General features: G+C 71.0%; 15 protein-coding genes. 5 read left to right on the plus strand and 10 right to left on the minus strand.

Annotated elements, in window-relative coordinates; all coding sequences use genetic code 11:
* Window positions 1-7: 7 nt before the first annotated feature.
* Window positions 8-1,480, minus strand: a complete 1,473-nt coding sequence (locus AC3WSN_RS05750) for a catalase (protein WP_492536702.1) — start codon at window positions 1,478-1,480, stop codon at window positions 8-10.
* Window positions 1,481-1,803: 323 nt separating this feature from the next.
* Between AC3WSN_RS05750 and AC3WSN_RS05755 the strand changes: the two genes are divergently transcribed.
* The 4 genes from AC3WSN_RS05755 (at window position 1,804) to AC3WSN_RS05770 (ending at window position 7,640) form a co-directional block, all read left to right on the plus strand.
* On the plus strand, window positions 1,804-3,846 hold the full coding sequence (locus tag AC3WSN_RS05755; protein WP_492536703.1) for a protein meaA: 2,043 nt from the start codon (window positions 1,804-1,806) through the stop codon (window positions 3,844-3,846).
* A gap of 109 nt (window positions 3,847-3,955) precedes the next feature.
* The gene (locus AC3WSN_RS05760) at window positions 3,956-5,641 is read left to right on the plus strand and encodes a methyl-accepting chemotaxis protein (RefSeq protein WP_492536704.1); all 1,686 of its coding nucleotides are present in this window, start codon (window positions 3,956-3,958) and stop codon (window positions 5,639-5,641) included.
* 44 nt (window positions 5,642-5,685) lie between these two features.
* Window positions 5,686-6,723: an MraY family glycosyltransferase gene (locus tag AC3WSN_RS05765; protein WP_492536705.1), complete on the plus strand. Its 1,038-nt coding sequence runs from the start codon at window positions 5,686-5,688 to the stop codon at window positions 6,721-6,723.
* Entirely contained in the window at window positions 6,720-7,640 is a 921-nt protein-coding gene (locus AC3WSN_RS05770) for an NAD-dependent epimerase/dehydratase family protein (protein WP_492536706.1), read from the plus strand. Before AC3WSN_RS05765 ends, AC3WSN_RS05770 begins: the two co-directional genes overlap by 4 nt.
* Window positions 7,641-7,858: 218 nt before the next feature.
* On the opposite strand, the gene AC3WSN_RS05775 is transcribed toward AC3WSN_RS05770, so the two are convergent.
* The 6 genes from AC3WSN_RS05775 to AC3WSN_RS05800 form a co-directional block, all read right to left on the minus strand.
* Entirely contained in the window at window positions 7,859-9,853 is a 1,995-nt protein-coding gene (locus AC3WSN_RS05775; RefSeq protein ID WP_492536707.1) for an SDR family NAD(P)-dependent oxidoreductase, read from the minus strand.
* A gap of 94 nt (window positions 9,854-9,947) precedes the next feature.
* On the minus strand, window positions 9,948-10,799 hold the full coding sequence (locus AC3WSN_RS05780) for a DUF1206 domain-containing protein (protein WP_492536708.1): 852 nt from the start codon (window positions 10,797-10,799) through the stop codon (window positions 9,948-9,950).
* A gap of 119 nt (window positions 10,800-10,918) precedes the next feature.
* Entirely contained in the window at window positions 10,919-11,260 is a 342-nt protein-coding gene (locus tag AC3WSN_RS05785) for a hypothetical protein (protein WP_192710051.1), read from the minus strand.
* Between the two features lie 58 nt (window positions 11,261-11,318).
* Window positions 11,319-11,882: a Uma2 family endonuclease gene (locus AC3WSN_RS05790; protein ID WP_492536709.1), complete on the minus strand. Its 564-nt coding sequence runs from the start codon at window positions 11,880-11,882 to the stop codon at window positions 11,319-11,321.
* Window positions 11,883-11,939: 57 nt separating this feature from the next.
* Window positions 11,940-13,151: a M23 family metallopeptidase gene (locus tag AC3WSN_RS05795; RefSeq protein WP_492536710.1), complete on the minus strand. Its 1,212-nt coding sequence runs from the start codon at window positions 13,149-13,151 to the stop codon at window positions 11,940-11,942.
* 86 nt (window positions 13,152-13,237) lie between these two features.
* Window positions 13,238-13,705 (minus strand): peroxiredoxin, encoded by a 468-nt coding sequence (locus AC3WSN_RS05800; RefSeq protein ID WP_238197166.1) that lies wholly within the window; start codon window positions 13,703-13,705, stop codon window positions 13,238-13,240.
* A 183-nt stretch (window positions 13,706-13,888) separates the two neighbouring features.
* On the opposite strand from AC3WSN_RS05800, the gene AC3WSN_RS05805 reads away from it, so the two are divergent.
* Window positions 13,889-17,332 carry a YhdP family protein gene (locus AC3WSN_RS05805; RefSeq protein ID WP_492536711.1) on the plus strand — a complete coding sequence of 1,148 codons (3,444 nt, stop codon included), beginning with the start codon at window positions 13,889-13,891 and terminating at the stop codon, window positions 17,330-17,332.
* A 204-nt stretch (window positions 17,333-17,536) separates the two neighbouring features.
* Here the strand turns inward: AC3WSN_RS05805 and AC3WSN_RS05810 are convergent, their stop codons facing one another.
* The 3 genes from AC3WSN_RS05810 to AC3WSN_RS05820 all read right to left on the minus strand — a co-directional run bounded on the left by AC3WSN_RS05810 (window position 17,537) and on the right by AC3WSN_RS05820 (window position 21,261).
* Complete coding sequence (locus AC3WSN_RS05810) at window positions 17,537-18,310, minus strand: ferredoxin--NADP reductase (RefSeq protein WP_192710056.1); 774 nt, start codon at window positions 18,308-18,310, stop codon at window positions 17,537-17,539.
* Window positions 18,311-18,629: 319 nt separating this feature from the next.
* Window positions 18,630-19,580: a ring-cleaving dioxygenase gene (locus AC3WSN_RS05815; protein WP_492536712.1), complete on the minus strand. Its 951-nt coding sequence runs from the start codon at window positions 19,578-19,580 to the stop codon at window positions 18,630-18,632.
* Window positions 19,581-19,965: 385 nt separating this feature from the next.
* Window positions 19,966-21,261: a M16 family metallopeptidase gene (locus tag AC3WSN_RS05820; RefSeq protein WP_192710058.1), complete on the minus strand. Its 1,296-nt coding sequence runs from the start codon at window positions 21,259-21,261 to the stop codon at window positions 19,966-19,968.
* Window positions 21,262-21,269 lie beyond the last annotated feature (8 nt).

The raw sequence follows: 21,269 nt of genomic DNA on the forward strand, positions 1-21,269 counted from the left end.
CCAAGTATTATTCGGCGGCCGCCTTGCCGGTCTCGATCCCGAGACCTTCCGCAACGCCCCGCCCAAAGTCTGGGTGGACTTTATACCAGTGGCCGATCATCCGCTCCTGGATATGACGCGGCGAGTCGCCCATCGAGGTGACGATGTTCTTCACCAAGCGCTGGCGGGCGCCCTCGTCGAGCACCTTCGACCACAGGTCCCGCGGCTGGCCGTAGAGGTCCGCGTCGTCGTTGGGCCAGCCGTACCGGGCGGCGTCGCCCCGGATCCGGAGCGGCGGCTCGGCGAAGGACGGATCCTCGACGGGCCCGCCGAACGAGTTCGGCTGATAATCGACCTGCGCGCCGTGGTTGCCGTCGGTGCGCATCGCGCCGTCGCGGTGGTAGGTCTGGACCCTGGCGTTTCGGGCCTGGTTCACCGGGATCTGGTGGTAATTCACCCCGAGCCGGTACCGGTGGGCGTCCGCGTACGACAGGATGCGGTTCTGAAGCATCTTGTCCGGCGAGAAGCCGATGCCGGGCACGACGTTCGACGGCTCGAAGGCCGATTGCTCGATCTCCGCGAAGTAGTTCTCCGGGTTCCGGTTCAGCTCCATCTCGCCGATCTCGATCAGCGGGTAGTCGCCGTGCGGCCAGACCTTGGTCAGGTCGAACGGGTTGATGCGGTAGGTGTCGGCGTCCAGCTCGGGCATGATCTGGACCTTCACCGCCCATTTCGGGAAGTCGCCGGCCTCAATCGCCGAGGACAGGTCGGCGGACGAGTAGTCCGGGTCCGTGCCGGCGATCGCGTCGGCCTCGTCGGCGGACAGGTTCTGGATGCCCTGCTTGGTGTGAAAGTGGAACTTCACCCAGGAACGCTCACCCTTCTCGTTCCAGAGCGAGAAGGTGTGCGAGCCGTAGCCGTTCATGAAGCGCGCCGATTTCGGCGTGCCGCGATCGCTGTACAGGATCATGACCTGGTGGATCGCCTCCGGCGACAGGCCCCAGAAATCCCACCGGCGCCAGTGCGGCTTGAGATGCGTGCGCGGATCGCGCTTCTGCGTGCGGATGAAGTCCGAGAACTTGATCGCGTCGCGCACGAAGAAGATCGGCGTGTTGTTGCCGACAAGATCCCAGTTGCCCTCGTCGGTGTAGAACTTGAGGGCGAAGCCGCGCGGGTCGCGGACGGTGTCGGCGGAGCCGGACTCGCCGCCCACCGTCGAGAAGCGGGCGACCATCGGCACGTCCTTGCCGACCTCGGTCAGGACCTTGGCGCGGGTGTACGCGGCGAGCGACTTGGTCAGCCGGAACGTCCCGTAGGCGCCGTAGCCCTTGGCGTGCACCACCCGCTCCGGGATCCGCTCCCGATTGAAATGGGCCATCTTCTCGATGAGTTGGTAATCCTGCATCAGCACCGGCCCGCGGGAGCCGGCGGTGAGCGAGTTCTGGTTGTCGGAGATCGGGTTGCCGAACGCGGTCGTGAGACGCGGGCTCTGGTCGGCCATCGCGGTCGCTCCTTGTCGTTGAGGACGGGCGGGCGCAGGCGCGAACCGTGTTGCGCGCGATGCGATCGCTGGCGGCCCAACGCGCAGGCTCCCGATTGGAGCCGTCGCAAAGTGTATCAGAGCTGACAATTCCGTGTGGGCGATGCGGCCGCGCGACACGCCTCAAATCGGGCTGTCCCGGCGGACAAGTTTTTTAAAGCCCGGCCGGGCGTTGCGAGGCCCTCTTGCACTTCTGTCCCGGATGACGGGCCGCCCGGCCTTCGCTACGGTGGCCGCAAGGCTGCGCCCCGCGCGCGGATACAAAGATCACACGGAGGCGAGGGATGGCCGCAAGCGTCGCGGAGACCAAGAGCGACAAGTCTAGCCGCGACAAGCCCTGGATCATCCGCACCTATGCGGGGCACTCGACGGCCGCGGAGTCGAACAAGCTCTATCGCGGAAACCTCGCCAAGGGCCAGACCGGCCTGTCGGTCGCCTTCGATCTGCCGACCCAGACCGGCTACGACCCCGACCACGAGCTGTCCCGCGGCGAGGTCGGCAAGGTCGGAGTCTCGATCGCGCATCTCGGCGACATGCGGACCCTGTTCCAGGACATCCCGCTCGCCCAGATGAACACCTCGATGACGATCAACGCCACGGCCCCGTGGCTGCTGGGGCTCTACCTGGCGGTGGCCGAGGAGCAGGGCGCGCCGATCGCCGCGCTCCAGGGCACGACCCAGAACGACATCATCAAGGAATACCTGTCGCGCGGCACCTACGTGTTCCCGCCCGCGCCGTCCCTCCGGCTCACCAAGGACGTGATCCTGTTCACGACCAAGAACGTGCCGAAGTGGAACCCGATGAACGTCTGCTCCTACCACCTGCAGGAGGCGGGGGCGACGCCGGTCCAAGAGCTGTCCTACGCGCTGGCCATCGCCATCGCGGTGCTCGACACGGTGCGCGACGATCCGGACTTCGACGCCGCGAGTTTCCCGGAGGTGTTCGGCCGGATCTCGTTCTTCGTGAATGCGGGCCTGCGGTTCGTCACCGAGATCTGCAAGATGCGGGCGTTCTCCGAGCTCTGGGACGAGATCGCCCAGGAACGCTACGGCATCGACGACCCGAAGAAGCGCATTTTTCGATACGGTGTGCAGGTCAACAGCCTCGGGCTGACGGAACAGCAACCGGAAAACAACGTCCACCGCATCCTGATCGAGATGCTGGCGGTGACGCTGTCCAAGCGCGCCCGCGCCCGCGCGGTGCAGCTGCCGGCCTGGAACGAGGCGCTCGGCCTGCCGCGGCCCTGGGACCAGCAATGGTCGATGCGCATGCAGCAGATCCTGGCCTTCGAGACCGATCTGCTGGAATACGACGACATCTTCGACGGCAGCCACGTGATCGAGGCCAAGGTCGAGGCGCTGAAGGTCGAGACCCGGGCCGAGCTGGAGCGAATCGGCGGCATCGGCGGCGCGGTCGCGGCGGTCGAGACCGGGGCGCTCAAGCGCGCGCTGGTGGAGTCGAACGCGCGCCGGATCTCGGCGATAGAGGCCGGCGAGCAGATCGTCGTCGGCGTCAACAAGTGGCAGCAGGGCGAGCCCTCGCCGCTGACCGCCGGGGAGGGGGCGATCTTCTCCGTCTCCGAGACGGTCGAGATGGAGGCGCAGAACCGCATCCGCGAGTGGCGCGGTCGCCGCGACGAGAACGCCGTGGGCCAGGCCCTCGACGCCCTGGAACAGGCGGCGCGCTCCGGCGCCAACATCATGCCGCCGTCGATCGAGGCCGCGAAGGCCGGCGTCACCACCGGCGAGTGGGGCGCGCGCCTGCGCGCGGTGTTCGGCGAGTACCGGGCGCCCACCGGCGTCACCGTCGAGACGATCTCGTCCGGCGCGGCCGAGGAGGCCAAGCTGCTGATCGCCGACCTCGGCGAGCGGCTCGGCGAGACGCCGAAGCTCGTGGTCGGCAAGCCTGGCCTCGACGGGCATTCCAACGGTGCCGAGCAGATCGCACTCCGCGCCCGGGATGTCGGCTTCGACGTCACCTATGACGGCATCCGCCAGACCCCGGCCGAGATCGTCGCGAAGGCGAAGGAGACCGGCGCCCACGTGGTCGGCCTGTCGATCCTGTCCGGCTCCCACGTGCCGCTGGTGCGCGAGGTCCGGGCCAAGATGCGGGAAGCGGGGCTCGACCACATCCCGGTTGTGGTCGGCGGCATCATCTCGCCCGAGGATGAGCTCGTCCTGAAGAACATGGGCGTGCGCGCCGTCTACACGCCGAAGGATTACGCCATCGATCAGATCATGGTCGGGCTGGCCAAGGTGATGGAGAAGAGCCTGGATCGCCGGGACGGCCCGTCGGACAGGGCGCGCGAGGAAGCCCAGGTCTACTGAGGGGCCGCGACGCTCAAGTTGAATCGACTGCTAACGTCTCTCAAACAAGTTTAACCGTTCCCGGGTCATAACACCCTCGGTCCTCCTTCGGGACCGAGGGCGAAGTGACATGCGCACTGGTATCTCGATCGCGGCCAAGCTCGGGCTCTGCCTCGCCGCGCTGTTTCTCCTGATCGCCGCCACGAGCGGCCTATCGCTGTCCGAACTGCGCAGCGTCAACGCCACCGCGGCGGAGCTGCGCGACGTACGTGTTCCCACCACAGATTCCCTCGGGCGGATCGGCGTCCTCATCATGCGCCAGCGGGTCAACGGCGGGCGCCTGATCACCGCCGACACGCCGGAGCTGCGCACCGAGGTTGCGAGCATGATCGCCAAGCGTGGCGACCAGCTCGCCGCGCAGTTCACCCGCTACGAGGCCGAGCCGCTCACGCAGGCCGAGCGCGACACCTACGCGACCCTGCGCCGGAACCTCGACGCCTACACGGCCCTGCAGAATCAAGCCGTCGACAAGGGCACGTCCGGCGACGTCGCCGGCGGCTTGCGGATCTACAACACGGCGATGTCGGCCGGCATCAACGCCGTGCTCTCGGAATGGGACCGGCTGGTCGACCTGAACGCCGCCGGCTCGAAGGCGAGCGGCACTCGGATCGAGGAGACCTACGCGGCCGCCAACCGCAACATGCTGGCGCTCGCCGGCCTCGCGCTGGTCGTCGCCTTGGGCGCTCTGGCGATGGTGCTGCGCGGCGTCAGCCGGCCGCTGCGGGCGATCTCCGCGGCGACGCAGCGCCTCGCCGCCGGCGACACCGAGGCCGAGATCCCGGGCCAGAGCCGCCGGGACGAGATCGGCGCGCTGGCCGGTTCGGTGGTGGTGTTCCGCGACACCCTGATCCGGAGCCGCGCCCTCGAGGCCGAGACCGCGCTCGCCCGCGCGGATGCCGAGACCCAGCGCCGGGCCGCGACCCGGGCCATGGCCGACGCCTTCGAGCAGGCGGTCGGCGGCATCGTCGGCGGCGTCTCGGCGGCCGCCACCGAGCTGGAGGCGACCGCCCGGTCCCTGACCGGCAGCGCGGCGGATTCGGCCGGCCAGTCGGGCACGGTCGCGGCGGCGGCCAACGAGGCCGCCGCCAACGTCAATACCGTGGCGGCGGCGGCCGAGGAGCTGGGCTCGTCGGTCCAGGAGATCGGCCGGCAGGTCAGCGGCTCGGCGGAGCTGGCGCGGATCGCCGTCGCCGAGGCGGCCGACACGGTGGCGCTGGTGCAGGACCTGAGCGCCGCCGCCGCGAAGGTGGGCGACGTGGTCGGCCTGATCTCGACCATCGCGGCCCAGACCAACCTCCTGGCCCTCAACGCCACCATCGAGGCGGCCCGCGCGGGCGAGGCCGGACGCGGCTTCGCGGTCGTCGCCACCGAGGTCAAGGAACTGGCCGGCCAGACGGCGCGGGCCACCGAGGAGATCACCGGTCAGATCACCCGGATCCAGGCCTCCACGGGGCAGGCCGCCACCTCGATCGACGGGATCGGGCGGCGCATCCGCGAGATCGACGGTGTGGCGGCCTCGATCGCCGCCGCGGTGGAGCAGCAGGGCGCGGCCACGCAGGAGATCGTCCGCAACGTCGCCGAGGCGGCGGCCGGGACCGGCGCGGTCACCGGCACCATCGCAAGCCTCGCCCAGGCCGCCGAGGAGACCGGCGCGTCCGCCGCCCAGGTGCTCGGCGCGGCCTCCGAGATGTCGCGCCAGTCCGAGCACCTCACCGCCGAGGTCGGGCGCTTCCTCGCCACGGTGCGGGCGGCGTGAGCCGCCCCCTCACGGTCACGCCCGGGATCGCGTAGGACGGCCCCATGCCGTCCGCGCTGCCCACGCTCCTGCTTCTCGCCGTCCCGCTGGCCGCAGCCCTCTCGGCCGGGCTGATCCTGCGCCTGTTCCCGCTCCTGAAGCGCTACGCTCTGGCGCGGCCGAATGCCCGCTCCAGCCATACGGTTCCGACTCCGCAGGGCGGCGGCATCGCGGTCGTCACGGCTCTGGTCACGATCTCGGGTCTGTTCATCGCGGCCCCCGAGATCGGCGGCCGGCCGGACTGGATCTGGCTCGCCGGCTGCGCGCTCGCGCTGGCGGTCCTGGGTGCGGTCGACGACATCCGCCCGCTGCCGGCCGCGTTCCGGCTCGCCGTGCAGGCGGCGACGGTCGGCCTGCTGGTCTGGCACCTCGACGGGCGGCTCCTGCCCGAAGCTCCCCTCTGGCTCGAGCGCGGCCTCACGCTTCTCGCCGGCCTGTGGTTCGTGAATCTGACGAACTTCATGGACGGGCTCGACTGGATGACGGTGGCCGAGTTCGTCCCGGTCACCGCGACTCTTCTGCTGCTCGGGCTCGCCGGGCCCCTGCCGCCGCTGGCCGCCCTGGTGGCGGCCAGCCTGCTGGGGGCGGTGCTCGGCTTCGCGCCGTTCAACCGGCCGGTCGCGCGGCTCTTCCTCGGCGATGTCGGGTCGCTGCCGATCGGGCTCGTCACCGCCTGGCTGCTCTGGCAGCTGGCCGTGGCCGGCGGCCTCGCGGCCGCCCTGCTGCTGCCGCTCACCTACCTTGCCGATGCCAGCCTGACGCTGATCGCCCGGGCCGGCCGGGGCGAGCGGGTCTGGGAGGCGCATCGCGGGCACTATTATCAGCGGGCCACCGTGAACGGCCTGCGCGTTCCGGGCATCGTGGCGCGCGTCTTCGGCGTGAACCTCGCCCTGTCGGCGCTGGCCGCCGCGACCTTGCTTTGGCCGTCCTGGCCGGTCACCCTCGCGGCGCTCGCGGCCGGGCTCGTCCTGGTTGCGGTCCTGCTCCGCCGCTTCGCCCGCGCCCCGGCGCCGGCCCCAGCCGAAAGTGCCGTTCAGCCTTGACCGGACTCATCGCGCTCACCGGGGCAACCGGGTTCATCGGCCGCCATCTGCTCGCCGATCTCACGGCCCGCGGCTACCGGGTCCGGGTCCTGCTGCGCCGGCCGACGGCCCTGCCCGAGGGGGCGGCGAGCGCGATGGTCGGTGACCTGACGCGCCCGATCAACATGGCGGCGGCACTCAGCGGCGTCGACGCGGTGGTGCACTCGGCCGGCCTCGCCCACGCCATGTCGGGTGCCCCCGAGGACGATTACCGCACGCTCAACACCGAGGCGACGCGCAAGCTCGCCGAGGCGGCGGCCCGCGCCAAGGTGCGCCGCTTCGTCTTCCTGTCCTCGATCCGCGCCCAGGTCGGGGCGAGCGCACCGGGCCTGGTCGGGGAGGGCGACCCCGCGGAGCCCACCGACGCCTATGGCCGCTCCAAGCTCGAGGCCGAGCGGGCGCTCGCCGAGACCGGGCTCGACTGGGTCGCCCTGCGCCCGGTCCTCGTCTACGGCGTGGGCGTGAAGGGCAACATGGCCGCGCTCCTGCAGCTGGCGCGCAGCCCCTATCCCTTGCCGCTGGGCGGCCTCGCGGCGCGGCGCTCGCTGATCTCCCTGGACAGCCTGTCGGGGGCCGTGGAGACGGTTCTGCGGGCGCCGCGGCCGCTGAACCGAGCCCTCGTCGCGGCCGACCCGGATCCGCTCAGCCTGCCCGAGATGATCGCTGCGCTCCGCGCGGGCCTCGGCCGCGGCGCGGGTCTCGTCCCGGTCCCGGCCGGCCTCCTCAAGCTGGCCTGCCGGATGACGGGGCGGGAGGCGCAGTTTGCCCGCATCGCCGAAGGGTTGGTGGCCCGCGCCGACGGCCTCGCGGCGCTCGGCTGGCATCCGGCCTGCGCGACCCGGGACGGGCTGGCGCGGCTCGCGCGGGCGGGCGGTTGAACGCTCCGGGCAGGACGGCACGGTTTCCGGCTGAAGCCCTCGGGTGACGGACCCGCTCCGCGTGATCACAAGCGAAGCGGAGCAACCCCGGGCGGCGCGGCCCCTGTTATTCTGGCGCGGCCCTGAATTGCTTCGCTCCGCTCGTAAAGACGGTGAGGCCGAGGCGATCCCCGCGGAAAGGATCCGACAGGCCGCTCCGTTTCCGAAAGCCGGATGCGTCAGCCGATGGCCGGAGTCGCGCCGGCAAGCGGCGCCTCCTCGGTTATTCCATCGCTGGTCGCCGGGATCGGCCCGGCCCGCTGGGCCTTGCGCTCGCGGAAATGCGGCACCGCCGCCTCGAACACGGAGTCCGCAGCCGCCCGGTCGCCTGCCGTCACGGCTCCGCGCAGCTGCGCGACCCAGGTATCAAGGCGCGCCTTGTCGGCGAAGACCGGCCGCGCCGCCATCACCCCGTCGATCCCCGGCAGCGTGACGCGCGGCTCCTCGCGGGCGAACAGGATCTCGTTGAGCCGCTCACCCGGCCGCGCCCCGGTATAGGCGATCTCGATCTCCGCGCCGGGCTCGAATCCGGCAAGCCGGATCATGCGCTCGGCCAGATCCGCGATCCGCACGGGCTGGCCCATCTTGAGCACGTAGACCGCGGCGCGCGCCGAATCCGCAGCGGCGCGCGCCTCGCCGTCGGCGTGGGAGGCGGCCGTGAGAACGAGGTCGCAGGCCTCGCGCACGGTCATGAAGTAGCGGACCATATCCGGATGGGTGACGGTGACCGGGCCACCGCGGGCGATCTGCGCCTTGAACACCGGCACCACCGAGCCGGCGGAGCCGAGGACGTTGCCGAACCGCACGGCGATCAGCCGGGTGCGGTGTTCCGGCCGGACGGATTGCTCGGCGTCGAGGGCCTGGGCGACCATCTCGGCGAAGCGCTTGGTGACGCCGAGCTGCGAGACCGGCTCGATCGCCTTGTCGGTGGAGATCATCACCAGGGCCCGCGCGCCCGCCGCGACCGCGGCCTCGGCGACGTTGATCGAGCCGAACACGTTGGTCTTGATCCCCTCCTGCCAGTCCCGCTCCAAGTAGGGGACCTGCTTGAGCGCGGCGGCGTGGAGCACGTAATCCGGCCGGAAATCCGCGATCACCTGATGCGTCCGCTCCCGGTCGCGGATGTCGGCGAGGACGCCCGTCACCTCGGCCTCCGCGGCCAGGATCGCGGGGTGGCTGAGGATGCCGTGGAGTGCCGGCTCGGACGAGTCGAGAACCAGCACCGCGGCGGCCCCGAAGGCCACAGCCCGCAGGCAGATCTCGGAGCCGATCGAGCCGCCGCCGCCCGTGACCACCACGCGGCGGCCGGTCAGGAACGCCTCGAGACGCGTCCGGTCGATGGCCACGGTCGGACGCAGCAGCAGATCCTCGATCTCCAGCGGCGCCAGCTGCGGCCCCTGCACGCCTTCGCCGAGGCCGGCCACGCGGGCGAGCGGCAGGCCGAGACGGCGGGCCCGGACGAGGAGGTCGTCGGGCGCAGCCTCCGGGGCGAGGGCGCTCGGGGCGGCCACCAGCCGCCGCACCGGCTCACCGCGGGCGGCGAGATCGGCCACCACCTGCTCGAGATCCGGGAAGCCGCCGAGGACCGGCACGCCGCGCATGAACTGACCGCGCTCGTCCGCCCGGGGCGAGAGGATGCCCCGCGGCGCCAGCTTCTTTACCGAACCGGCCTCGATCGCCCGGATCAGCACGTCAATATCGGCCCCGCGTCCGAGCAGCAGCGTCGGGACCGTGGCGGCCCGGGCGCTCGACTGCCGGGACCGCGTGTCCTTGAGGTAGCGGAAGGCGAGCCGCGCGCCGCCCAGGAAGAAGATCTGCAGCACCCAGTAGAGCAGGATCGCGATCTTGCCGAAGAAATAGAACCCGTAGAGGTCGGACGAGACCAGCACCCAGTCGGTCACCAGCAGCGCCAGGGCCAGCACGCTGGCCGCGCGCACGATCCCGGCGAGATCCTGCAGGGACGCGAAGCGCCATTTGGTCCGGTAGAGCCGGAAGCGGCCGTAGACGAGGCCCGCGAAGACCAAGAACGGCGGCAGTAGGTAGGGCAGGGCGTGCAGGCGCTCGGCGAGCATGCCGCCCTGGAAGCGGAACAGGAAGGTGAGCACCACGGCCGCAGCGGTCGCCGCGAGGTCGTGGGCCACCATCACCGCAGTCTTGTAGAAGCGCTGCTGCATCGGGTGCCGGATCGGGATGCCGCGGGGTATCCGCCGCGGCACCGGCCCTGTCAACGCGGCGGGAAGCCGGCCCGGCGCTGCGCCGCTGCGGACCTCAGGTCAGCGCACGGACCGCGGCGCCCGCCGCATCGTCCACCCTGTCGATGTCCGGGGCGTCGATGTGCCGGTAGCGCGCCTGGATCAACCCGAAGGCTCCGAACGCCGCGTGGCCCGCCGCGACGAGCCCGAGCAGGATCCAGCCGTAGGGCTGGGCGCGCAGCAGCGCGAAGGCCTCGGTCAACCCCTTGGCGTCCGAGGAGCGCTGATGCCAGGCCGCCGCGACGAGAAAGCCGCCGATGATCAGGAAGGCCAGGCCCCGCGCCGCGTAACCGAAGCGGCCGATCGGGCCGGCCCAGCGCTCGCGCGCCCGGGCGTCGAGGGCGAGCCGGTCGGTGACGTCGCCCCGCCACGCCTTGCCCAGGAAGCCGAACCCGCCGCCGACCACCGCGAGGCCGCCGAGGGCCACGAGCCAGCGGCCGAAGGGCTTAGCCAAGAGCCAGGCGGTCCAATCGTGCATGCCGTCGCCGCCGCTCATCCCGAGGCCGAGGCTGAGCGAGGCCGCACTGGCGGCGAGTGCCAGATAGAGCCCGGCACTGATCAGGTGCGCCCCGCGGACGGCCAAGCCCTTGGCCGAGGTGCCGCGCCGGTCCGCATCGGTGACGGCCTCGACCAGGCGCCAGACCGCGAAGCCCAGGAGCCCCAGCGCGATCAGCCCGACCACCACCGCGCCGAACGGTCCGGCCAGCACGGCGCGCAACGCATCCTTGCTGTCGCCGGCCCGGCCGCCCTGCCCGACGGCCGCGAGCAGCGCCAGGGCGCCCACCACGACGTAGACGGCCCCGCGCGCACCGTAGCCGAGCCGGGCGATGCGCTCGATCGTGTTGCGGCCACCGGGAAGCGGCGTCATCGGCGAACCCGGACGGGGAGAGGAGCGAGGGTCGGCATCGGCGGGATCCGGACATGCGGGACCGATCAACGCCCGGCGGCTCGGACCCGATCCGTTGCCAGTGCCTTGATCCCGTCCCGCTACAGCGGCGTCCGCTCGGTCCGGCCGGACAGCGCCACGTAGAACCCGAGACCGTCCTGGGCCGGCAGGGTCTGCAGGCGCTCGATCAGCCCGCGGCGCTTGGCGTCGAGGAGCAGGCGCCCGGCCGGCTGGAACAGGGTCTCGCCGCCGCCCTCGGGCGGCGGGTCCAGGCGGATCGCCACGGTCTTGCCCTTGGCGAAGCGGCTGCGCTCCAGCATGTCTTTGAGGGACGCCTCCGCGGTCGCCCGGTTGGCGCCGCGCAGGTCGAGCACCGAGTCCGCGTCCGTCACGCCGAGGGAGCCGCGCAGCTTGGCGGCGTAGAAATCTTCGAAATGGGGCAAGTCGTTGCCTTGATGCTCTGCCGGGCCGGTCAAGCCGGCCGTTGAGATCGGATGCGGCTCAGAAGGTGAGACCGCGATAGATGTCGCGCACCGGCACGGCGCCATCAAGCTCCGGGAGCATCACGGCGTCATCGAGCCCCAGCGCCGCCACGGTCCAGTCCGCGTCCGCGCGCCGCCAGACCTCGACCCGAGCCTCGTCGGAATAGACGATCAGCAGCGCCGCGAGGCTCGGCACGGTCCGGTAGAAATCGATCTTGCGGCCGCGGTCCAGGCTCATGGTCGACGGCGACAGCACCTCGGCGACGAGGAGCGGATCCTCCGCATAGCCGTCCGGCAGGGGCGCCCCGCACCGGACCACCACGTCGGGAACCGGGGCGAAATCATCCATCGCCGCGGTGAGGATCGCGAGGCCCGGCATGGCCCGGCAGCCCCGCGGCTCTGCCAGGGAATCGAGACGTCCCGCCAAATTCATGACGATCCGCTGATGCCGCTCCCACGGCGGCGCCATGAGCACCGGCTCGCCGTCGAGCAGCTCCCAACGCTCCCCGTCCGGGCGCGGCTCCAGCCAGCGCCTATACTCGGCGACGCTCATGCGCGCGTCGCGCTTCACGGCCAATGCCATGGCGGCCTCCGATCGCGACTCGAAGGTTAGCACGGGCCAAGGATTGCGGCGACGGGCTCAATCAGCCCCGAGCTGCGCCGTCGCCAGCGTGGCGCCAGCCTCCAGGAAGCGCTGCGGGTCGACCGGTTCGCCGTCGACGCGGGTCTCGTAATGCAGATGCGACCCCGTGGACCGCCCGGTCGAGCCGACGAAGCCGATCACGTCGCCGGCCGCGACACGCTGGCCCGGACGCACGGCGATGCGGGCGAGATGGCCGAACCGGGTGGCCAGGCCGTGACCGTGGTCGATCTCGACCATGTTGCCGTAGCCTCCCGCGGCCTCCGCGGTGGTCACCCGGCCCGCGGCGGTGGCGCGGGCGGGCTCGCCGTACTCCGCCTTCAGGTCGAGGCCGGTATGCAGGGCAAGTCCGCGGGTGAATGGATCGAGACGCGTGCCGAACGGGCTCGACACCGGTGCCTCGCCCCGGATCGGCCGGGCCAGGGGCAGCGCGGCGGCGAGCCGGCGCAGGCGCTCGCCGTCGCCGAGCGCCCGTCGGGCCAGAGCGAGGCCGGCCTCGAACCCGGCGCCGTCCAGCGCCTGGGCGTCGAGCGGGACCAGCGGGCCGCCGATGCCGGCGGCCGGCGTCGGGGCGTCGAAACGCCCGAGATCGAGCCCGGTACGACCGATCGTGCCGCGCAGGCGCCGGACCTCGTCGCCGATCCGGACGGCCAGGCGGGCGAGGCGCTCACCCTGAGCCGCCTGCAAACCTTCGAGGCGCGCCTCCAAGCGGACCAGTCCGGTCTCGGCATCGCGCGCGCTCCGGCGGGGCAGGGGGCGACGGGCAGGTCGCGACGGCACGGCCTCCTCGGACGGCCGCAGCAGGAGCCCGTCATCGGGCGCGATCCCAACCTCATCGGAGCGCGACGGCAGCGTGCCGGTGACCGCCGGATCGGCCGGGCTCTGCCGGTCGAGACCGGCCAGGGCCGCCGTGCGCCGCTCAAGCTCCGCCTGGCGCTCCAGCGCCGCCGAGACCCGGTCCGCCAGGCCCGATTCGGAGCCAGCCCGGTCGCGCCGGTCGCGGTCGATCAGGTCCTGAAGCTCCGCGATGCGGGCCTCGTAGGCGTCCCGCATCGCGCCCTGCCGGGCCACGAACCCGGCGAGCACGTCGTCGTGGAACACGATCACGTAGGAGGCGCCAAGGGCCCAGAGCAGGGCGAGGGTCAGGCCGGCGGCGAGCCAGGGTGCAGCCCGGCGCTGGGCGAGCGGTATGAGGATCTTCGGAGGGTGCATCCGGACGGCCCCGCAGGAGCCGTCATTCAACCCTCAGTAAGGTTAAGGATCCGTCGAGCCCCTCGACCCGGATCCCTTCGCGGCCCTCAGGGAAGCGCCCGGGCGGCCTCCAGCACCGCCTCGGCATGACCCGGCACCTTCACCTTCGGCCAGAGCTTCGCGATGCGCCCCTCGCGGTCGACCAGCACGGTGGTGCGCTCCACGCCCATGTACTTGCGGCCGTACATGCTCTTCTCGACCCAGACACCGTAGGCCTGGAGGACGCCCTTGTCCTCGTCGGAGGCGAGCGGGAAAGTCAGCCCGTACTTGCCGCAGAACTTGTCGTGACTCTTCACCGGGTCGGGCGAGACGCCGACGATCCGCGCGCCGGCCTCCGCGAAGGCCGGCAGGAGACCGTTGAAATCCTGCGCCTCCAGGGTGCAGCCGCTCGTGTCGTCCTTCGGGTAGAAGTAGAGCACGACTTTGTGACCTTTGAGCGCGGACAGCGCGACTCGGCCTCCTGCAGAGGCGGGCAGGTCGAAATCGGGGGCGAAGTCACCCTCGGACAAGGACATCGTGCCTTCCTTTCGGCCGATTGATGTTGTGCAATCGATTGCGTGCCGGGCATCACGCAGTTGCACCCGGCACGTACGAGCCAAAACTTGAGTCGCGACGGCTGTAAAGCGTGAGCGCGCTTCGATCCACCGGCCGCGGCGCCTGACGGCTTCGCGTGCAGAGCCCCCGGAACAAGGGTCCCGATGGCGGACGAGACAACGTCGGCATGCAGACCTCGGGGGAGGGCACGACGCGTCGGGGGCTTCTGCCTCGTCAGCGCCCTCGCCCTGGTGCTGCTCCTCGGTGCCGGGATCGGCCTCGTGGCCGTCCGCCTGTCGAACGGGCCGCTGCAGATCGACGGCCTGTCGCGCCGCGTCGCCGCCGCGGTCGCCGAGCGGATCGGACCCGGCTGGAGCATCGGGATCCGCGGCAGCAGCCTCGAACTCGACCGCGAGAACGCCCTCAGCCTGCGTTTCTCCGGCCTCGACATCCGCAATCCGCAGGGCGCCCTGGTGGTACGGGCGCCGCTGGCGCTGGTCAGCCTCGACCTCTGGAGTCTCCTGCGGCTCAACCTGCAGCCGCGCTCGATCGAGTTCCGGGAGACGCAGACCACCGCGCTGGTGCACCGGGACGGCTCCATCGCGTTCGCGGCCTCGGAGGCCAACCATCCCGTCGACATTGAGCCGGTCACGCCGCCGAGCGTGGACGGGGTGCGCGGCAGCGTCTCGCCGCTCTCGGCCGCCATCGCGTCGATCTTCGGCGTCGTCCTCGACTCGAGCGGCGTTGTCGGCGCCCTCGACCGCGCCCGCGTCACGGATGCGCGTCTGCGGCTGATCGACGAGGACGGTCACGAGCGCGCAGTCTTCGCGCGGGTCAACGGCCTGTTCGGACGCGATCCCGTCAACGGGACACGCAACTTCGAGTTACGGCTCGACGGGCCGCACGGGGAGTGGCGCTTCGGCGGCTCCTTGCGCGACGGCGGCGCGAGTCAGGAGCGCTCGGGCGTCATCACCCTCGACGACCTGCCGGTCACCGACCTCCTGCTGCTCTCGGGCCAATCCGGCCTGCCGCTGACCACGGACCTGAAGGTCTCGGCCCGCGCCGATGTCAGCCTGGCGGCCGGCCGCATCAAGACAATGAGCGCCAAGCTCCACACCGGCGACGGCACGTTCCTGATCGAGGAGAAGGACTTCAACCCGGTCACCGTCGAGAGCCTCGACGCCGCGGTGGATTGGGACGAGGCCGGCCGGGTCATGTCGCTCACCGGACTGGACTATCACGGGGCCGGCAATGCCGTGCACCTGATGGGTACCTGGAAGGGCAGCCCGCCCGGCGCCAACCCGGCCTGGACCGCGACCCTGTCGAGTCGCGACGCCACCTTGCGCGGAGCGACGCCGCAGGACGCGCCGGTGAAGATCGACGCGATGGACGCGCAGCTCTCGGGGCGGGACGGCGGAATCGCCATCGACGCGCTGAACCTGTCCGCGCCGGGCGTGACGGGGACGATCACCGGGACCATCGGGACCACCGCCGACGATGGCGGCCTCACGCTCCACATCGTCGGCCATGACGGCGAAGTCCGGACCGGTCTGCGCCTCTGGCCGGAGCACATCGCGCCGCCGGCCCGGACCTATCTGGTGGACCAGCTGCGGCGCGGTCGGGTCGATTCCGTCGATATCCGGGTGAAGATGTCGGGCACCGTGCTGGCCGCCGCGACCCGGGGCGATCCGGCCCCCGACGACGCGGTCCATATCGATTTCCACGTCTCGAATGCGGCGATCGACGTCACCGCCGATTCGCCGCCGGTGACCAAGGGCAACGTCGTCGGCGTCATCACGGGACGCTCGACCACCGTGCGGAACGTGACCGCCGAGGTGCACGGGCCGGACGGACGCGGGCTCGCGATCACGGACGGCAGCTTCGTGATCCCGCAGATCACCCCGGATCGGGTGGTGGCGCAGATCGGCATGCGGCTCTCCGGGGGCGCCGACGGGATGGCGTCCGTGCTCCAGGCGAAGCTGTTCAAGAGCGTGATGAGCGTCGACCTCGACCCCGCCACGATCAAGGGCAGCGCCGACCTGCGCGTCGATTTCCCCCTCGACCTCAAGCACATCCCCGACCTGCCGGACCTGCCGGTGACGCTGACCGGCACGCTGGGCGACCTCTCGGTCGACAAGGTGATGGGCAAGGACCGGCTGGAGGCGGGCAAATTCTCCCTGTCGTACGACCGCGGCGCCTTCGCGCTGAAGGGCGACGGCCGGGTCGCGGGCGCGCCCGTCTCGGTCGACCTGCGCCAGCCCAAGGTCGGGCAGACGGGCGAGGCGGTGGTCAACATCTCCCTCGACGACGCGGTGCGCGGCCGGAAGGGCCTGCCGACCGCCCCGCAGCTCACCGGCACGATCCCGGTCCGCGCCGTCGTGCCGATCGGGCGGCCGGGAACGGCCAAGCCGCCGATCCGGGTCGAGGCGGATCTCGCCAAGGCCGGGATCGACGGGCTTATGCCGGGACTGACGAAATCCGCCGGCAAGCCGGGCCGGCTGAGCTTCACGCTCGTGGACAGCGGCCAGACCCTGGACCTGCGCGACTTCGCCTTCGACGCCGGGCCGGCGACGGCGCGGGGCAGCGTGTCGATCACGCCGGAAGGCGGCCTGGAGCGGGCGGATCTGACGAACGTCAAGCTCTCGCCGGGTGACGATCTGCGGGTGAGCCTCGACCGGACCGGCAACGGCTACAAGGTCGTGGTCCGGGGCGCCGTGGTCGACGCACGGCCGTTCCTGAAGTCCCTCGGTGCGCCGGACGCCAAGGGCGGCAAGGAAGCCAAGGAGACCAACCCGAAGGACGTCGAGGCCGATATCCAGGTGCCGATCGTCACCGGCTTCAACGACGAGGCGCTCACCAACGCCAACCTGCGCCTGTCGCTGCACGGCAAGACCCTGCGCGGCGCCAACATCACCGGACGCTTCCGATCGGCGCCCTTCGCGGCTTCCGTCACGCGGGGCGACCGCGGTACGCCGACGCTCGCCGTGGACTCCGCCGATGCCGGCGCGACCCTGCGCTTCGTCGACGTGTACCGGCGCATGCATGGCGGGCGGCTCAATGCCGGGATCGGCCTCAACGACGGTCCGCAATCCGGCGTGGTGCAGATCCGCGACTTCATCCTGCGCAACGAACCGGCGCTGTCGAGCATCATGGCGCAGGGGCCGGAGCCGGCCGACACGGACTCGGCCCGCGGCCGCCGGGTCGCCCCGGGCCGCGGGGCCGGGGATGTCAGCTTCGATCGGATGCGCGCCAATTTCGTTCGCACCGGGACGCGGGTCGCCTTCAGCGATGCGGCAATCTCGAACGCCGCCATGGGCTTCACCCTGTCGGGCTGGCTCGATACAGGGCAGGAGCGCACCCTCATGGATGGCACATTCGTGCCGCTCTATGGGTTGAACAACGTGGCGTCACAGCTGCCGCTGCTCGGGCCCCTCCTCGGCGGCGGCCACAATGAGGGCCTGTTCGCGGTGAATTTCCGCGTCTCCGGCAAGCTCGCCTCTCCGGACGTGAGCGTGAACCCGCTCTCGGCCATCGCTCCGGGCTTCCTGCGCAAGCTGTTCAGCGCCGGCGGCGGTCCCTTCGCGGACGGGATGCCGGCACCGCAGTGAGGACCTTCGTTTTCGCCATCATTACGCGCAAAGCGCAGTGACCCAAGGTGACAGGCCATCCGAAGCCTGAGCGCCGCCTGGATTGCTTCGCGCCGCTCGCAAGGACGGCGGCGTCACGTCTCAGGCTGTTGATTCACAGACAGAAAACGACGCGACAAAGCCCGGCGCGGCAGACCGCACCGGGCTCACACCAAGTCCCGAAAACTACTTCTCGACGAAGGCTTTCTCGATCACGTAGTGGGCGGCCTCGCCGTGATTGCCCTCCTCGTAGCCGCGGGAGGTCAGGAGCTCACGGGTGTCGCGGATCATGTCGGGGCTGCCGCAGAGCATGAAGCGGTCGTTCTCGATCGACATCGGCGGCAGGCCGATATCCTCGAACAGCTTGCCCGAGACCATCAGGTCGGTGATCCGGCCGCGGTTGCGGAACGGCTCGCGTGTGACGGTCGGGTAGTAGATCAGCTGGCTCGAGATCATCTCGCCCAGGAATTCGTGCTTGGGCAGCGTCTCGGTGATGGTCTCGCCGTAGGCCAGCTCCTGCACCTGACGGCAGCCATGGACCAGCACAACCTTCTCGAACCGGTCGTAGGTCTCCGGATCCTTGATGATCGACAGGAACGGCGCGAGGCCCGTGCCGGTGCCCAGCAGGTAGAGGTGCTTGCCCGGCAGCAGGTTGTCGAGGACCAGGGTGCCGGTGGGCTTCTTGCCGACGATGATCGGATCGCCGACCTTGAGGTGCTGGAGCTTCGAGGTCAGCGGGCCGTCCTGAACCTTGATCGAGAAGAACTCCAGCTCCTCCTCGTAATTGGCCGAGACCACCGAGTAGGCGCGCAGCAGCGGCCGGCCCTCGACCTCGAGGCCGATCATGGTGAATTCACCGTTGCGGAACCGGAACGCTGGGTCGCGGGTCGTGCGGAACGAGAACAGATTGTCGGTCCAGTGATGGACCGACAGAACGCGCTCCTCGTAGAACTTGCTCATCGACGGATCAGTCCTCGAATCCTCTGATGCTCGGCTCACGGCCCCGGCGATTCGGGACCCATGGTTCGGCGGATCCCCGCTGCCCCCTCGGGCGGGGGTGGATCCTCGGCGAGGGCACTCGCCCGGATCCGGATGATAAACACACGCGCGCTGCTTCTTTCGCAGTTGCAGCACACCCGTCAAGGCGTGCCGGGATCACACTGACGAAAGAAGTGAACGGTCTGGAATCGTTCGAATATTTAGCGCCTTCGCGGGAGGTCTGCAGCATCGCTGCCGACATGGGAGGGTTGCTGTCGAGCCGCGGTCTCGTGCGGTGCGTTCAGCCGGGTTCGCCGGGCCGGAGCGGCTTCAGCCCGGCCTCGATCTCGGCGCGGCGGGGCTCCAGGAAGGGCGGCAGGGCGAGGCGCGCGCCCAAGGTTTCCAGAGGTTCGTCGGCGGTGAAGCCGGGCCCGTCGGTGGCGATCTCGAACAGGATGCCGTTGGGCTCGCGGAAGTAGAGGCTGCGGAAGTAGTAGCGGTCCACCGGGCCGCTCGTCGGCACCCGGGCGGCCCTCAGCCGGTCGGCCCAGGCGCCGTAATCCGCATCCGGGATGCGGAAGGCCACGTGGTGGACCGCGCCCGCCCCCTGACCGGCCGGCGCGGAGCGGTCGGCCAGGAGTTGAACCTCCGCGGCTGGGCCGCCGGGGCCCATGGCGTAGACCTCCACCGGGCCGTCGCTCGTCTCGAAGGCGCGATCGCGGCGCATGCCGAGGACCTGGGTCAGCACCGCCGCGGTGCGGGCCGGGTCCGGCACCGAGAGCCGGATCGGGCCGAGGCCGCGGATCTGGTAGGCGGCCGGGACCGGGGATCCGTCCCAGGGATGCTCCGGGCCGCTGCCCCCGTCATCGACGAGGGCGAGGCGCTGGCCCTCCGGATCCTCGAAATCCAGGGTGAGGCGTCCATCGCGCAGGGCGGGCTCGGCCTCGACGATCCCAGCCTCGCGCAGGCGCGCGTGCCACCACGCCACCGCGCCCGCGCCGGGCACGCGCAGATGCGTGCGGGTGATGCTGTTCGAGCCGCGCCGCTCCCGGGGTGCCGGCCAGTCGAAGAAGGTGATGTCGGTGCCCGGGCTCGCCAGCCCGTCCGCGTAGAACAGGTGGTAGGCCGAGACGTCGTCCTGGTTCACCGTCTTCTTCACGAGGCGCAGGCCGAGCGTGCCGGTGTAGAAGGCGACGTTCTCCGCCGCGCGGGCGGTCACCGCGGTGAGGTGGTGGATGCCGGTGAGCTGCATGTCGGTCCGGGGGTTGGCGCCGTTGGGCCTCAGGTGGGGACCCGCGTCAGGGTTGCGAAGACTTCGGAGCTCACCGTCGCCTCATCACAAGCGCAGCGCAGTGGCCCAGGACAGTGCAACGCCGACGATCCTGGCGTCGCGCGCCTCCGAAGAGAGCCACGAAGGCGGGTCAACCCGGGAAAGCCGCGTCTCTCGTTGACGAACCCGTCATTGCGGGACGGCGCAGCAGGGCCCGCAATCCAGAACCGCACCGAATGCCCACCCAACAGGGCGCCGTCGGCAACTCTCGATTCCGGGCTCGCCTGCGGCGCCCCGGAATGACGGCGGCTTGTGACCGGGCGATCGACACCCGGACGCGGTGGACCCGCGTTCCGAGTCCTGCCCCTCAGAGCCCGACCGGACGACCGGCTGCGACCACCAGCATCTTGCCGTCCGCGAAGGTGCGGGCGGCGGCGCGGCGGATATCCGCCTGGGTCACGGCCGAGACCATGGCGTTGCGCCGGGCGATGTAGTCCATGCCCAGTTCCTCGAAGGCGATCTGCACCAGCTGGTGGGCAATCTTGGTCGAGGTGTCGAAGCCGAGCGCGTAGGAGCCGGTCAGATAGTCCTTGGCCTTCTGCAACTCGTCGTCGTCCGGCCCGTCGGCGATCAGCCGCCCGATCTCGTCGCCGATCACCGACAGGGCCTCGCCGACGCGCTCGTTCTTGGTGGCGGTGTAGCCCCAGGTCATCGCGGCCGAGCGGTGGCTGACGAGCGAGGTCCCCACCGAGTAGGCGAGCCCGCGCTTCTCGCGCACCTCCTGGAACAGGCGGGACGTGAAGGCGCCGCCGCCCAGGATGTGGTTCAGCACGTAGGCCGGGATGAAGTCCGGGTCGCGCCAGGGCACGCCGGCCATGCCGAACCGGATCACCGATTGCGGGACGTCGAGATCGACGACAACGCGCTGGCCGAGATCGTGCACCTCCGTGCGCGGCACCGCCTTGAGCGCGCCTGCCTCGGGCAGGGCGCCGAAAGCCCGGTTCAAGCCCTCGGCGAGCTGCTCGGCGCCGATGGCGCCGACCGCCGCGACCTTCACCCGGCCGCGCCCGATGATCCGGGCATGCATGGCCAGGAGGTCGTCCCGGGTGATCGCCGTGACGCTCTCCACGGTTCCGGAGGAGGGGCGGGCATAGGGGTGGCCGGCGAACGCCTCCTTGAAGAAGCGGCGGGAGGCCAGCACCCCCGGATCGTTCTGCTGGTAGCGCAGGCCGGCGATGATCTGGCCGCGAACCCGCTCGATCGCGTCGGGGTCGAGACGGGGCTTGGCCAGCGCCAGGGCCAGGAGCCCGATCGCCTCGTCGGCATGTTTGACCAGCATTTTCAGCGAGCCGCCGACCGCGTCCGGCCCGGCATGGAACGACAGCTCGATGGCCCGGGCGGCGAGCCGCTCCTGGAACAGATCGGAGGTGAGGTCGCCCGCGCCCTCGTCGAGGAGCCGCGCCAGCATCTGGGCACAGCCGGACTTGCCGGCCGGGTCCTGGGCGGCGCCACCCTCGAAGGTGAAGGCCAGGGCGATCATCGGCACGACGGGGGATTCGACGTGCCACGCCTCGATGCCGGCCGCGGTCGTCACCGGCAGCGCCGTGGTCGGCGAGCTGGCGGCGGGGGCGGCGGTCTCGACCAGAGTCTCGGTCAAGCTCATGGAAACCT

The sequence above is a fragment of the Methylobacterium sp. FW102-HT35C08 genome, assembly GCF_058790235.1.